Origin of the sequence: Actinomadura logoneensis (assembly GCF_003428695.1) — a bacterium.
GTDB classification, from domain to species: domain Bacteria; phylum Actinomycetota; class Actinomycetes; order Streptosporangiales; family Streptosporangiaceae; genus Spirillospora; species Spirillospora logoneensis.
Genome location: NZ_QURH01000234.1, coordinates 1 through 12,624 on the forward strand (window position 1 = coordinate 1; position 12,624 = coordinate 12,624).

At 72.7% G+C, this 12,624-nt stretch carries 11 protein-coding genes and 1 pseudogene; 3 read left to right on the forward strand and 9 right to left on the reverse strand.

Going from position 1 to position 12,624, the window contains the following annotated elements; genetic code table 11:
* Nucleotides 1-438: 438 nt before the first annotated feature.
* From tyrS to argC, 9 genes and pseudogenes are all read right to left on the reverse strand, one after another.
* Nucleotides 439-1,716, reverse strand: coding sequence for a tyrosine--tRNA ligase (gene tyrS / locus DZF91_RS13670; protein ID WP_117357849.1), 1,278 nt, complete (start codon nt 1,714-1,716; stop codon nt 439-441).
* A gap of 137 nt (nt 1,717-1,853) precedes the next feature.
* Nucleotides 1,854-2,483: a DNA-3-methyladenine glycosylase gene (locus tag DZF91_RS13675; protein WP_117357850.1), complete on the reverse strand. Its 630-nt coding sequence runs from the start codon at nt 2,481-2,483 to the stop codon at nt 1,854-1,856.
* A 113-nt stretch (nt 2,484-2,596) separates the two neighbouring features.
* Complete coding sequence (argH, locus tag DZF91_RS13680) at nt 2,597-4,015, reverse strand: argininosuccinate lyase (RefSeq protein ID WP_117357851.1); 1,419 nt, start codon at nt 4,013-4,015, stop codon at nt 2,597-2,599.
* 192 nt (nt 4,016-4,207) lie between these two features.
* Nucleotides 4,208-4,711, reverse strand: coding sequence for an arginine repressor (locus DZF91_RS13685; RefSeq protein ID WP_117357859.1), 504 nt, complete (start codon nt 4,709-4,711; stop codon nt 4,208-4,210).
* An 8-nt stretch (nt 4,712-4,719) separates the two neighbouring features.
* On the reverse strand, nt 4,720-5,640 hold the full coding sequence (gene argF / locus DZF91_RS13690; protein WP_117357852.1) for an ornithine carbamoyltransferase: 921 nt from the start codon (nt 5,638-5,640) through the stop codon (nt 4,720-4,722).
* Nucleotides 5,637-6,851 (reverse strand): acetylornithine transaminase, encoded by a 1,215-nt coding sequence (locus DZF91_RS13695; RefSeq protein WP_117357853.1) that lies wholly within the window; start codon nt 6,849-6,851, stop codon nt 5,637-5,639. Before DZF91_RS13695 ends, argF begins: the two co-directional genes overlap by 4 nt.
* A gap of 131 nt (nt 6,852-6,982) precedes the next feature.
* A pseudogene (gene argB / locus DZF91_RS13700) lies at nt 6,983-7,873 on the reverse strand (acetylglutamate kinase); the annotation flags it as partial.
* A gap of 23 nt (nt 7,874-7,896) precedes the next feature.
* Nucleotides 7,897-9,051 carry a bifunctional glutamate N-acetyltransferase/amino-acid acetyltransferase ArgJ gene (gene argJ, locus DZF91_RS13705; RefSeq protein WP_117357855.1) on the reverse strand — a complete coding sequence of 385 codons (1,155 nt, stop codon included), beginning with the start codon at nt 9,049-9,051 and terminating at the stop codon, nt 7,897-7,899.
* Nucleotides 9,048-10,076, reverse strand: a complete 1,029-nt coding sequence (gene argC / locus DZF91_RS13710) for an N-acetyl-gamma-glutamyl-phosphate reductase (RefSeq protein WP_117357856.1) — start codon at nt 10,074-10,076, stop codon at nt 9,048-9,050. The genes argJ and argC overlap by 4 nt, the downstream gene beginning before the upstream one ends.
* Nucleotides 10,077-10,235: 159 nt before the next feature.
* Here argC and DZF91_RS13715 point away from each other — a divergent pair, with 159 nt between their 5' ends.
* Genes DZF91_RS13715 through DZF91_RS13725 form a run of 3 tightly spaced genes read left to right on the forward strand, consistent with a single transcriptional unit; the run spans nt 10,236 to nt 12,579 of the window.
* A complete protein-coding gene (locus DZF91_RS13715; protein ID WP_117357857.1) occupies nt 10,236-10,730 on the forward strand; it encodes a MarR family winged helix-turn-helix transcriptional regulator in 495 nt (164 codons plus the stop codon).
* Nucleotides 10,724-11,728, forward strand: a complete 1,005-nt coding sequence (locus DZF91_RS13720) for an ABC transporter ATP-binding protein (protein ID WP_235834265.1) — start codon at nt 10,724-10,726, stop codon at nt 11,726-11,728. Before DZF91_RS13715 ends, DZF91_RS13720 begins: the two co-directional genes overlap by 7 nt.
* Entirely contained in the window at nt 11,725-12,579 is an 855-nt protein-coding gene (locus DZF91_RS13725; RefSeq protein WP_117357858.1) for an ABC transporter permease, read from the forward strand. The genes DZF91_RS13720 and DZF91_RS13725 overlap by 4 nt, the downstream gene beginning before the upstream one ends.
* Nucleotides 12,580-12,624 lie beyond the last annotated feature (45 nt).

Sequence of the window (12,624 nt, forward strand, 5' to 3'; positions counted from 1 at the left end):
GCTTTTAACACGCTGTTGAGTTCTCAAGAAACGGACACCCACCGCGCTCCGTTCACTTCCGTGAACCTCGCTCCGGGGCAACCACTCCAGTTTACCCGATTCGTCCGATTCATTCAACTTCGTCCGATTCGAGCGCCCACCTGTGCGACATCGATGACCGAAGTGCTCGGTGTCGGTTCGGGGGTTCCCCTCGGGCCGGCCGCCGTGTCCGGCGTCCCGCTCCCCTCGGGGCAGGTAGAACATTAGGTCCGGTCGGCGAGACCGTCAAATCGGCGTCCGCACCCGGAGAGTCGCAGCTCAGGGCCTGTGTCCGGGGGCCTTCGGGCGTCCTCGGAGCGTTTCCCGTGATCTCACTGTGACGTGAATCTACCGAGCTTTTCCCCGTCGCATACCGAAGCCCCCACCCGCGCGAGCGAATGGGGGCTTCGTCGTCCGAGGTCAGGAGCGGACGACCTCCACGCCGCCGATGTTGCGCTTGCCCCGGCGCAGCACCAGGAAGCGGCCGTGCAGGAGGTCGCCGGCGGACGGCACGGCGTCCCCCGACTCGACCTTCGCGTTGTTCACGTACGCGCCGCCCTGGGCGATCGCGCGGCGGGCCTCCGACTTGCTCTTGCACAGGCCGGACGCGGTGAGCAGGTCCGCGACGGGCGGCAGCTCACCCGGGGCGACCTCCGTGCGCGGCACCTCCGACAGGGCCGCGGCGAGGGTCCGCTCGTCCAGTTCGCCGAGCTCGCCCTGGCCGAACAGGGCCTTGGACGCGGCGATGGCGGCGGCCGTCTCCTCCGCGCCGTGCACGAGGGTGGTCACCTCCTCGGCGAGCGCGCGCTGCGGGATGCGAGCGGCGGGACGCTCCGCGCCGTCTTTCAGGAGCTGCTCGATCTCCTCCCGGGGCCGGAACGAGAAGACCTTGAAGTAGTTCTCGATGTCCCGGTCGTCGGCGTTGATCCAGAACTGGTAGAAGGCGAACGGCGAGGTCAGCTCGGGGTCGAGCCAGTAGGTCTCGCCGCCCGCGGTCTTGCCGAACTTGGAGCCGTCCGCCTTGGTGAGCAGCGGGGTGGTGAGCGCGTGCGCGGTGCCGCCCTCGACGCGCCGGATCAGGTCGACCCCGGCGGTGAGGTTGCCCCACTGGTCGCTGCCGCCGGTCTGCAGGACGCAGCCGTGCCGGCGGTACAGCTCCAGGTAGTCCATGGACTGGAGCAGGACGTAGCTGAACTCGGTGTAGCTCATCCCGGACGACTCGAGCCGCGCCTTGACGGTCTCGCGGGCGAGCATCCGGTTCACCGGGAAGTGCTTGCCCACGTCGCGCAGGAACTCGATGACCGACATGGGGCCGGTCCAGTCGAGGTTGCTGACCATCGTCGCGCCGGTCGGGCCCTCGTCGAAGTCCAGGAACCGGGAGATCTGGCCGCGGATGCGCTCGACCCAGCCCGCGACGGTCTCCTCGGTGTTCAGCACCCGCTCGGCGCTCTTGCCGCTGGGGTCGCCGATCAGGCCGGTGGCCCCGCCGACCAGGCCGATGGGCCGGTGCCCGGCCTGCTGGAACCGGCGCAGGGTGAGGATCTGGATGAGGTTGCCGAGGTGCAGCGAGGGCGCCGTCGGATCGAACCCGCAATAGAGCGTGACCGGCCCCGCGGCGAGCAGGGCCCGCAGTTCACTCAGGTCGGTGGACTGCGCGATCAGGTCGCGCCATGCGAGATCGTCCAGGATGTCGGTCACGGTCTCCCTCGTCTCCGGCTTGCTTTCTTCCGTCGTCCACCAGCGTTCCCGATGGACGGTGCACAGGCTAACGATATTCGGACTTCGGCCGCCCGGGTTCCCGTGGCCGGACGGTCCCTGAGGCGTCCGTCCGCAGGTCAGGGGCGTGCGGCGGTACGCCGCCGGGGCACGTGCGGGCGGTAGACCGAGACGGTGGGGTCGCCGTCGATCCAGAACCGCCAGGGCGTGTCCTTGCCGCCGTTGACGCCGACGCGCGGGCCCGAGCGGACGGCGGCCGCATCGATCCGGTCGCCGGGCAGGACGCGCAGGGGGCTGTCCGGGTCGCAGACGTCCAGCCCGTTCTCGGCGCGCGCGATGGCCAGGGCGTTGCAGAGGCGGGCGGGGCCCCGGGCGAGGTCGCGGACGGACGAACGGGGCCTCCGGGCGACGGCCAGTTCCTCCCCGCCGATGATCTCTCCGGCGCGCAGCAGGATCCCGGAGGCCGTGCCCGCGGGGCCGCAGACCAGGTTGGCGCAGTAGTGCATGCCATAGGTGAAGTACACGTAGGCGTGGCCGGGCGGGCCGAACATCACGGCGTTGCGCGCGGTCTGGCCGCGGTAGGCGTGGGACGCCGGGTCGCGGGGGCCGGCGTACGCCTCGACCTCGGTCAGGCGGACGGCGACGGTCCCCTCGTCGGTGGCGTGGACCAGGACGCTTCCCAGCAGGAGCGGCGCGACCGTCTCCACCGGGCCGTCGAAGAAGTCCCGCGGCAGTGGCGCTCCGTCCATTCCCCCACCATGATCGTCCCGATTCGGCCGGTTTCCACCGTACCGGCCGCCGGGACGCGCGCGGACGATGATCGCGCGCGTCCCGGGGCCGGCCGGGCGGCGGTGGGCCGCGGTCAGGAGTCGTTGCCGGCGGCCCAGGCGGCGTGCTCGTCGACCTGCGCGCGCAGCGAGTCGAGCTGCTCGCGGACGCGGTCGGGGGCGGTGCCGCCGTGCGCCTTGCGGGACGCCAGCGCGCCCGGGACGTTGAGGACCTCCCGGACGTCCGGGGTGAGGTGCGGGGAGACCTTCGCCAGCTCCTCGTCGGTGAGGTCGCCGAAGTCCTTGTCGTTGACCTGGCACCAGACGACGAGGTGGCCGACGATCTCGTGCGCGTCGCGGAAGGCGACGCCGCGCCGGACCAGCAGCTCGGCCAGGTCGGTGGCCAGGGCGAAGCCCTCGGGGGCGAGCGCCTCGAGCCGCTCGGTGTTGATCCGCATGGTGGCGATCAGCCCGGACATGGCGGGCAGGACGACCAGCAGGGTCTCGACGGCGTCGAAGGCGCCCTCCTTGTCCTCCTGCAGGTCGCGGTTGTAGGTGAGGGGCAGGCCCTTGAGGGTGGTGAGCAGGCCGACGAGGTGGCCGATGAGGCGGCCGGCCTTGCCGCGGGCGAGCTCGGCGACGTCGGGGTTCTTCTTCTGCGGCATGATCGACGACCCGGTGGCGTAGGTGTCGTCCATCTCGATCCAGCGGAACTCCTGGGAGGCCCAGAGGCAGATCTCCTCGCCGAGCCGGGACAGGTGGACGCCGATCAGCGCGGTGACGAAGAGGAACTCGGCGACGAAGTCGCGGTCGGCGACGGCGTCCATGGAGTTGGGCGCGGCGGAGTCGAAGCCGAGTTCGGCGGCGGTGGCCTGCGGGTCGAGCGGGAGGGACGACCCGGCCAGCGCGCCGGAGCCGAGCGGGGAGACGGCCGTGCGCCTGTCCCAGTCGCGCATCCGGTCGATGTCACGGGTGAGGGGCTGCACGTGCGCGAGCAGCTGGTGGGAGAACAGCACGGGCTGCGCGTGCTGCAGGTGGGTCATGCCGGGCGCCGCGACACCGAGGTTGTGCTCGGCCTGGGCGATGAGCGCGGTCTCCAGCTCGACCAGCCGGGACACGATCTGGCGGGCGTGGTCGCGCAGGTAGAGGCGCAGGTCGGTCGCGACCTGGTCGTTGCGGGAGCGGCCGGCGCGCAGCTTGCCGCCGAGCGCGCCGAGGCGTTCGAGCAGGCCGCGTTCGAGGGCGGTGTGCACGTCCTCGTCGGCGACGGCGGGACGGAACTCGCCGGTGCGGCACGCCTCCTCGAGGTCGTCCAGCGCGCCGATCATGCGGTCGAGCTCGTCGTCGGTGAGCAGGCCCGCGCGGTTGAGCACGCGGGCGTGGGCGCGCGAGCCCATCAGGTCGTAGGGGGCGAGCCGCCAGTCGAACTGGACGCTCACCGAGAGCCGCGCGAGCGCGTCCGACGGGCCGCCTTCGAACCGGCCGCCCCACAGACGCGTCGGTGCCTTCGTCACTGGTAAATCCCTCTTCTGCTCTGCCGCTGTCGTTTCTCTGGTTCTACTGCACGCTTACCGCGCGGGGGCGCGTTCGCGCCAAGTCCCACGCCGGAACCCGCCGCGAACGGCGCGCGTTGCCCGCCGCCGGGGACGGGCGGCGCGTCGCGAGGGGTCGTGCGGTTGCCCCGGCGCCGGTGGTCCGGCGCCGGGCTAGCTTCGTCGTTCGCGTCCGGCGGCCAGGCGCAGTAGCGCCTCGGCGAGCTGGGGGCCGCCGGCGGGGTCGCGGGCGATGACCAGGATCGAGTCGTCGCCCGCGACGGTGCCGAGGATGGACGGCCATTCGGCGTGGTCGATGGCCGAGGCGAGGTACTGCGCCGCGCCGGGCGGGGTGCGGACGATGACCAGGTTGGCCGACGCCTCCGCGGAGACCAGCAGTTCGGCGGCGAGCCTGGTGAGGCGGCCGTCGAAGGTCTCGGTGGTGCCGGTGGGGACGCGGCGGATGCGCGCGCCCCCCTCCCCCGGCACGGCGTAGATCAGGCTGCCGTCCTCGGCGCGCAGCTTCACCGCGCCGATCTCCACCAGGTCCCTCGACAGGGTGGCCTGGGTGACCTCCAGACCCGCGTCCGCCAGGAGTTTGGCGAGCTCTCCCTGGGAGTGGACGGGGTGCCGGGACAGCAGTTCGATCACCCGGGCGTGCCGGGCGGCCTTGGTCATCGGTGTGGTCACGCAGTGTTCTCCAGTAGCCAGGTCAGCAGGGCCTTCTGGGCATGCAGACGGTTTTCGGCCTCGTCCCAGACCACGCTCTGTGGGCCGTCCAGGACGGCGGCGGCGATCTCCTTGCCGCGGTAGGCGGGCAGGCAGTGCAGCACGACCGCGTCGGACGCGGCGTGCGCGAGCAGCGCCTCGTCCACAGAATACGGTTCGTAGAGACCGGTGTCCTTGCCCTCCTGGCCCATGGAGACCCAGGTGTCGGTGGCGAGGACGTCGGTTCCGGCCGCGGCCTCGGCGGGGTCGGCGGTGACCAGGACGGACCCGCCGGTGGTGGCGGCGATCTCCTCGGCGCGGGCGACCACGTCGGGGTCGGGCGGCAGGGTCTCGGGCGCGGCGATCCGGACGTGCATGCCCGCGGTGGCGCAGCCGAGCAGGTAGGAGTGCGCCATGTTGTTGGCGCCGTCGCCGAAGTAGGCGAGGGTGCGGTCGGCGAGGTCGCCCTTGTGCTCGCGGACGGTCTGCAGGTCGGCGAGGACCTGGCAGGGGTGGAAGCGGTCGGTGAGGGCGTTGACGACGGGGACGGCGGTGCCGTCCGCCATCTCCTCGATGCGGGACTGGGCGCCGGTGCGCCAGACGATCGCGGCGGCCTGGCGTTCGAGGACGCGGGCGCTGTCGGCGATGGACTCGCCGCGTCCCATCTGGCTGGCGCCGGTGTCCAGGACGAGGGGGTTGCCGCCGAGTTCGGCGATGCCGACGGTGAAGGAGACGCGGGTGCGGGTGGACGGCTTGTCGAACAGCACCGCGACCGTCCGGGGCCCGGCGAGGGGCTTGTGGGCGAAGCGGTCCTTCTTCATGGCGGCGGCGAGGTCGAGGACCTGCGCCTGCTCGGCGGGCGTGAGGTCGTCGTCGCGGAGGAGGTGCCGGACGGTCACTGGGGGGTCTCCTGCGTCTGGGCGGCCTTGTCGAGGATGGCGGGCAGGGCGTCCACGAAGGACCGTGCCTGCGCGGCGGTGAGGACGAGCGGCGGCGCGAGCCGGACGGCGTCCGGGCGCAGCGCGTTGACCAGGAACCCGGCGTCGCGGGCCGCGTCCTGCACGGCGGCCGAGACGTCGGCGGTCAGGGCGACGGCCTGCCAGAGCCCGCGGCCCCGGACGCCCGCCAGCAGCGGGTGGCGGGTGGCGGCGATGCCGTCGGCGAGCAGGGCGCCCACCTCGGCGGCGTTGGCGAGCAGGCCGTCGGTCTCCAGGGTGGTCAGGACGGCGAGGGCGGCGGCCGCGGCGACGGGGTTGCCGCCGAAGGTGCTGCCGTGGTCGCCCTTGGCGAAGATCCGGCCGTGCTCGCCGAAGGCGACGACCGCACCGATCGGGAGGCCGCCGCCGAGGCCCTTGGCGAGGGTGAGGATGTCGGGGCGGGCGTCCTCGTGCTGGAAGGCGAACCAGGTGCCGGTGCGGCCGATCGCGGACTGGATCTCGTCGCCGACGTAGAGCGCCCCGGTCGCGGTGCAGATCCGGCGGGCGGCGGCGAGGTAGCCGGGCGGGGGCGGGATGACGCCGGCCTCGCCCTGGGTGGGTTCGAGGAAGACGGCGGCGCAGTCGGGGGTGACGGCGGCTTCGAGCGCCGCCTCGTCACCGTAGGGGACGAACCGGACGTCCAGCGCGAACGGCCCGAACGGCTCGCGGATCGCCCGTTTGCCGGTGAGCGAGAGCGCGCCGAGACTGCGGCCGTGGAAGCCGTCCTCGGTGGCGACGAAGTACGTCCTGCCGTGCGCCCTGCCGTACTTGATCGCCATCTTCAGCGCGGCCTCGTTGGCCTCGGTGCCGCTGTTGGCGAGGAAGACGCGCCCGTCGTCGCCGAGCAGGCCGCGCAGCCGCTCGGCGAGCAGGACCTCGGGCTCGTTCAGGAACAGGTTGGAGGTGTGGGCGATCGTGGCGACCTGCCGGGTCACGGCCTCGACGAGCGCCGGGTGGGCGTGGCCGAGGGAGGTGACGGCGATGCCGCCGACCAGGTCGAGGTAGGCGTTGCCGTCGGCGTCCCAGACCGTGCAGCCCTCGCCGCGGGCGAGCGCGAGGGGCGGGACGCCGTAGTTCGGCATGAAGGCGGCCTCGTACCGCCCGGCGAGGTCGTCGGTGCGGGGGGTGGTCACGCGGGTTCTCCTTCCGGCACGGCCGGTTCGTCGTCGTTCGCGGCGGGTTCACCGTCAGCGGCGGCCGGTTCGTCGTCGCTCGCGGCGGGGCCGTCGTCGTGTGCTGTGGGGCCGTCGTCCTTCGCGGCAAGGCCGCCCGCGGGGCCCGGCGTGACCATCGTGCCGATGCCCTCGTCGGTGAAGATCTCCAGCAGCAGCGCGTGCGGGACCCGTCCGTCCAGGACGTGCGCCTGCGGGACGCCGCCGCGCACCGCCGCCAGGCACGCCTCCATCTTGGGGACCATGCCCGCCGACAGCTCGGGCAGCAGCGCCGCCAGCTCGTCGGTGGTGAGCCGGTCGATGACGTCGTCGGACGCGGGCCAGTCGGCGTACAGGCCCTGCACGTCGGTGAGGACGACCAGTTTGGCGGCGTCGAGCGCGACGGCGAGCGCCGCGGCGGCGGTGTCGGCGTTGACGTTGTAGATCTCGCCGTCGTCGCCGCGGGCGATGCTGGACACGACCGGGACGCGGCCGTCGTTCAGCAGCGCCTCGATGGCGCCGACCTCGACCTCGACGATCTCGCCGACCTGCCCGATGTCGACCTTCGCGCCGTCCACGACGGCGTGCTTGCGCTCGGCGGTGAACAGGTTGGCGTCCTCGCCGGACATCCCGACCGCGAACGCGCCGTGCCGGTTGATGAGCCCCACCACGTCCCGCTGCACCTGCCCGACCAGCACCATCCGGACGACCTCCATCGCCTCGGGGGTGGTGACGCGCAGCCCGGCGGTGAAGGCCGACTCGATGCCGTGCGCGGCGAGCGCGGCGTTGATCTGCGGGCCGCCGCCGTGCACGATGACCGGGCGCAGCCCGGCGTAGCGCAGGAAGACGACGTCCTCGGCGAACCGGTGGCGCAGCGCCTCGTCGGTCATGGCGTGGCCGCCGTACTTGATGACGACGGTCTTGCCGTGGAAGCGCTCCAGCCAGGGCAGCGCGTCGATCAGCGTGCTCGCCTTCGGCAGGACGGCCTCGCGCCGCCGCCGCATCCGCTCTCCTGAGATCACCGCGCTCACGAGCTGTACGCCGAGTTCTCGTGGACGTAGTCGGCGGTGAGGTCGGTCGTCCACACGGTCGCGCTGTGCGGGCCGGCGGCCAGATCGACGGTGATGGTGACGTCGCGGGGGCGCAGGTCCACCTTGTCGCGGTCGTCGCCGAACGAGCCGTTGCGGCACACCCAGATGCCGTTGATCGCGACGTTCAGCTCGTCCGGCTCGAAGACGGCGTCGGTGGTGCCGACGGCCGACAGCACCCGGCCCCAGTTGGGGTCCTCGCCGTGGATGGCGCACTTGAGCAGGTTGTTGCGGGCGACGGTGCGTCCGACGGTGACCGCGTCGGCCTCGCTGGCCGCGCCGACCACCTCGATCGCGATGGCCTTGCTCGCGCCCTCGGCGTCCACCAGCAGCTGCCGGGTGAGGTCGGCGCAGAGGTCGGCGAGCAGTTCGGTGAAGGCGGCCTCGTCGGGGGTGACGCCCGTGGCGCCGGACGCCATCAGCAGGACGGTGTCGTTGGTGGACATGCAGCCGTCGGCGTCCAGCCGCTCCAGGGTCGCGCCGGTCGCGGCGCGCAGCGCCCGGTCCAGGGCCTCGGCGGGCAGGTCGGCGTCGGTGGTGACGACGCACAGCATGGTCGCCAGCGACGGCGCGAGCATGCCCGCGCCCTTGGCCATGCCGCCGAGCATGTAGCCGTCGCCCTGGCGGAAGGCGATCTTGGCGACGGTGTCGGTGGTGCGGATCGCGTCGGCGGCGGCGAGGCCGCCGTCCCCGCGGGACAGCTCGGCGGCGGCGGCCTCGACGCCGGGCAGCAGCCGGTCCATGTCGAGGCGAGTGCCGATGAGGCCGGTGGAGCAGACCGCGACCTCGCCGGGCGAGTCGGCCAGCAGGGCGGCGACGCGCTCGGCGGTGGCGTGCGTGTCGGCGAAGCCGTCGGGGCCGGTGCAGGCGTTGGCGCCGGCGGAGTTCAGCACCACCGCGCGCAGCCGTCCGCCCTTGAGCACCTGCTCGGACCAGAGCACCGGCGCGGCCTTCACGCGGTTGCGGGTGAAGACCCCGGCGGCGGCGCGGGACGGCCCCTCGTTGACGACGAGGGCGACGTCGCGTCCGCCGTTCTGCTTGAGCCCGGCGCTGACGCCGGCGGCGCGGAAGCCTTGGGGGGCGGTGACGCTCACGGGGCGACTCCGATCGTGGTGAGGCCGAGGGTTTCGGGAAGTCCGAGGGCGAGGTTGGCGCTCTGCACGGCGCCTCCGGCGGTGCCCTTGGTGAGGTTGTCGATGGCGGCGACCGCGACGATCCGTCCGGCGCGCTCGTCGAGGGCGACCTGGACGAGCGCGGAGTTCGCGCCGAGGGTCATCGCGGTGGCGGGCCACGTGCCCTCGGGCAGCAGCTCGACGAACGGCTCGCCGTCGTAGGCGGCGGCGTACGCCTCGCGCAGGCGCGGGGCGGTGAGGCCGGGGCGGGCCTTGGCGGTGCAGGTGGCGAGGATGCCGCGGCTCATCGGCGCGAGCGTGGGGGTGAACGACACGGTGACCGGTTCGCCCGCGACGGCCGACAGGCTCTGCTCCATCTCGGGGGTGTGCCGGTGGACGCCGCCGACGCCGTAGGCGCTGACCGAGCCCATGACCTCGCTGCCGAGCAGGTGCGGCTTGGGGGCCTTGCCCGCGCCGGAGGTCCCGGACGCGGCGACGACCACGACGTCCGGTTCGGCGACGCCGGCGGCCAGGGCCGGGAACATGGCCAGGGCGACCGAGGTCGGGTAGCAGCCGGGGACGGCGATCCGGTCCGTCCGGCGCAGCAGGTCGCGCTGGCCGGGCAGCTCCGGCAGGCCGTAGGGCCAGGTGCCGGCGTGCTCGGAGCCGTAGAAGGACGCCCACGCGGCCGGGTCGGCCAGGCGGAAGTCGGCGCCGCAGTCCACCAGGAGCGTCTCGTCGCCGAGGAGTCCGGCGTAGGCGCCCGACTCGCCGTGCGGGAGGGCGAAGAAGACCACGTCGTGGCCGGTCAGGGCCTCGGGGGTGGTGGGGGCGAGGGTGCGGTCCGCCAGGGATCGCAGGTGGGGCTGGAGCTCGCCCAGGCGTCGGCCCGCGTTGGACCCGGCCGTCACCGTCCCGATCTCGAATTCCGGATGTCCCGCCAGCACGCGCAGGATCTCGCCGCCCGCGTACCCGCTGGCACCGGCGACCGCCGCTCGGATTCCCATCTCTCACTGCCCTTCCGAAGCAATGAGCAAAAGTATGCACTGGAGTGGATGACTATTCAACACCCGGTCGCCCGTTCTCTCACCATTTGAGATGTCTGCGAAGTTCGTTAGCCCTCTAATGATTTGACGGCTAAAAATACGTCGGCTAACAATGTCGCCATGGACACCGAGAAGTTGAACTTCGGGGACCTCGGCTTCCTGGGGCCGCCCGAGGAGTGGCCGATCGGCCGCCTGTTCGGCGCCGCGATGCGGCTCGGCGGCCCGGTCATGTGGCGGATCGTGGAGCAGCACGGGGTGAGCCCCGCCGGGTACTTCCTCCTGCGCCTCCTCCAGGCCCATCCCGAGGGCATGCGCGCGGGCGACGCGGCGCGAGGGCTCAGCGTGACCCCCGCCACGCTCACCTCGGTCGTGAACACGCTCGAACGCGACGGCTACGTGGAGCGCCGCCGCCACCCGGACGACCGGCGGGCGGTCCTGCTGCACGCCACCGAGGCGGGCCGCACGCTGCTCGCCGAGGTCGGGCCCGGCATCGGCACCGACATGAACGCGCTCTACGACGTCGTGCCGCCCGAGGACGAGCCCGCCGTCCGCCGCTTCCTGCTCAGCCTGATCGAACGTTTCGAGGAGTACTCGAAGGGAGACCGGCAGTGCTAGACGGACCCGCCGCGGAGCGCGCGCCCGCGGAACCCCCCGTCGACGAGATCCGGGCCGCCGTCCGGACCGTCGACCTGCACAAGACCTACAAGGGCCCCGGCGGGGACGTCGAGGCCGTCCGCGGCATCGACCTGTCCATCGCGCACGGGCAGTTCTACGGCCTGCTCGGCCCGAACGGCGCGGGCAAGTCGACGACGATCGGGATGCTGACGTCCCTGGTGGTCCCTACGTCCGGGCGCGCGACCGTGTGCGGCTTCGACGTCGCCAGGAACCCGGTCGAGGTCAAGCGCCGCATCGGTATGGTCTCGCAGGGCAACACCCTGGACAACGAGCTGAACGCCTTCGAGAACCTGGAGTTCCGGGGGCGCTACTTCGGCCTGTCGGCGCGCGACGCCCGCCGCCGCGCCGACGAGCTGATGGAGATGTTCAACCTCGGCGACCGCCGCAAGGGCAAGCCGTTCGAGATGTCCGGCGGGCAGGCCAAGCGGCTGATGATCTGCCGGGCCCTGGTGCACCGCCCCGAGGTGCTGTTCCTGGACGAGCCGACCGCCGGCCTGGACCCGCAGACCCGCGTCAACCTGTGGGACGTGCTGCGCGAGCTGCAGCAGGGCGGCCAGACCATCCTCCTGACCACGCACTACATGGAGGAGGCCGAGGCGCTGTGCGAGCGCGTCGCGGTCATCGACCACGGCAGGGTCCTCGCCAGCGGCACCGTGGACGATCTCAAGGCGTCGGCCGGGGCCGACACCGTCGTCACGGTCGTCTACGACGGGCCCGTCCCCGACGGCACGGCCAAGCTCCGCGACCGCGACGGCGTCACCAAGGTCGAGGTCACCGGCGCGCAGGTCCGGGTGTTCGCCCGGAACGCCGACGGGCTGCTCGGCGAGCTCGTCGCGATCGGCGCCGCCGCCGGGACGGGCGTCACCGACGCCTCCCAGCTGCGGCCCAGCCTGGAGTCCGCCTTCCTCACCCTGACCGGACGGGAGTACCGCGAATGACCGCCGCCTCCACCCCGGTGGGCACCGCGCCCGCCGTGCGGCCCACGCTGCCGCGCACGTTCCTGGCGATGATGGCCCGCGAGCTGCGGGTGCTGCGCAAGAACTTCGTCGCGACCTTCGCGCGGGTGCTGATCCAGCCGCTGCTGTTCGTGTTCGTGTTCTCCTACGTCCTGCCGAAGATCGGCGGGCCCGGGACCCGCGCGATGACGGCGGCCGGCGGCGGGTCCACCTTCTCCACCGTGCTGGTGCCCGGACTGGTCGGGTCGGCCGTGGTCATGCAGGCGATGATGGCGGTGATCTTCCCGCTGATGATGGAGCTGAACTGGCAGCGCTCCATCACCGACCGGGCGCTCGCGCCGCTGTCGGTGCCGATGCTGGCCGTCCAGAAGATCACCGCGGCCGCCCTGCAGGCGCTCATCGCCGGGCTGCTGGTCTTCCCGTGCGTGCTGTTCGTGCACGCGTCCGGGCAGGGACCGAGCGTCCACGTGGGCAACTGGGCGACGCTGGTGGCCGTGCTGGTGCTCGGGTCGGCCATGTCGGCCGCGGCCGGGCTGTGGCTCGGCACCCTGATGGACCCGCAGAAGGTCCAGATGATGTTCGCGCTGGTCCTGCTGCCGATGTCGATGCTCGGGTGCGTGTACTACCCGTGGGCGGCGATGGACCACATCCGCTGGCTGCAGATCCTCGTGCTGGCCAACCCGATGGTCTACGTGAACGAGGGGCTGCGCGACGCGCTCACCCCGCAGGTCGGGCACATGCCCGCGTGGGCCTACCTCAGCGTGCTGGTCGCCGGGACGGCGCTGCTCGGCTGGCTCTCGACGCGGACGTTCACCCGCCGCGTCCTGCAGTAGGACGCGGCGGGCGCCGGATCGGCCGGTGCGCACCGGCTCGCCCGG

Bases quoted from the DNA above. Each gene is read 5' to 3' on its own strand.
- DZF91_RS13675 (WP_117357850.1), bottom strand. From the start codon at position 2,483: ATGGACGGAGCGCCACTGCCGCGGGACTTCTTCGACGGCCCGGTGGAG.
- DZF91_RS13685 (WP_117357859.1), bottom strand. From the start codon at position 4,711: ATGACCAAGGCCGCCCGGCACGCCCGGGTGATCGAACTGCTGTCCCGG.
- argC (WP_117357856.1), bottom strand. From the start codon at position 10,076: ATGGGAATCCGAGCGGCGGTCGCCGGTGCCAGCGGGTACGCGGGCGGC.
- DZF91_RS13715 (WP_117357857.1), top strand. From the start codon at position 10,236: ATGGACACCGAGAAGTTGAACTTCGGGGACCTCGGCTTCCTGGGGCCG.
- DZF91_RS13725 (WP_117357858.1), top strand. From the start codon at position 11,725: ATGACCGCCGCCTCCACCCCGGTGGGCACCGCGCCCGCCGTGCGGCCC.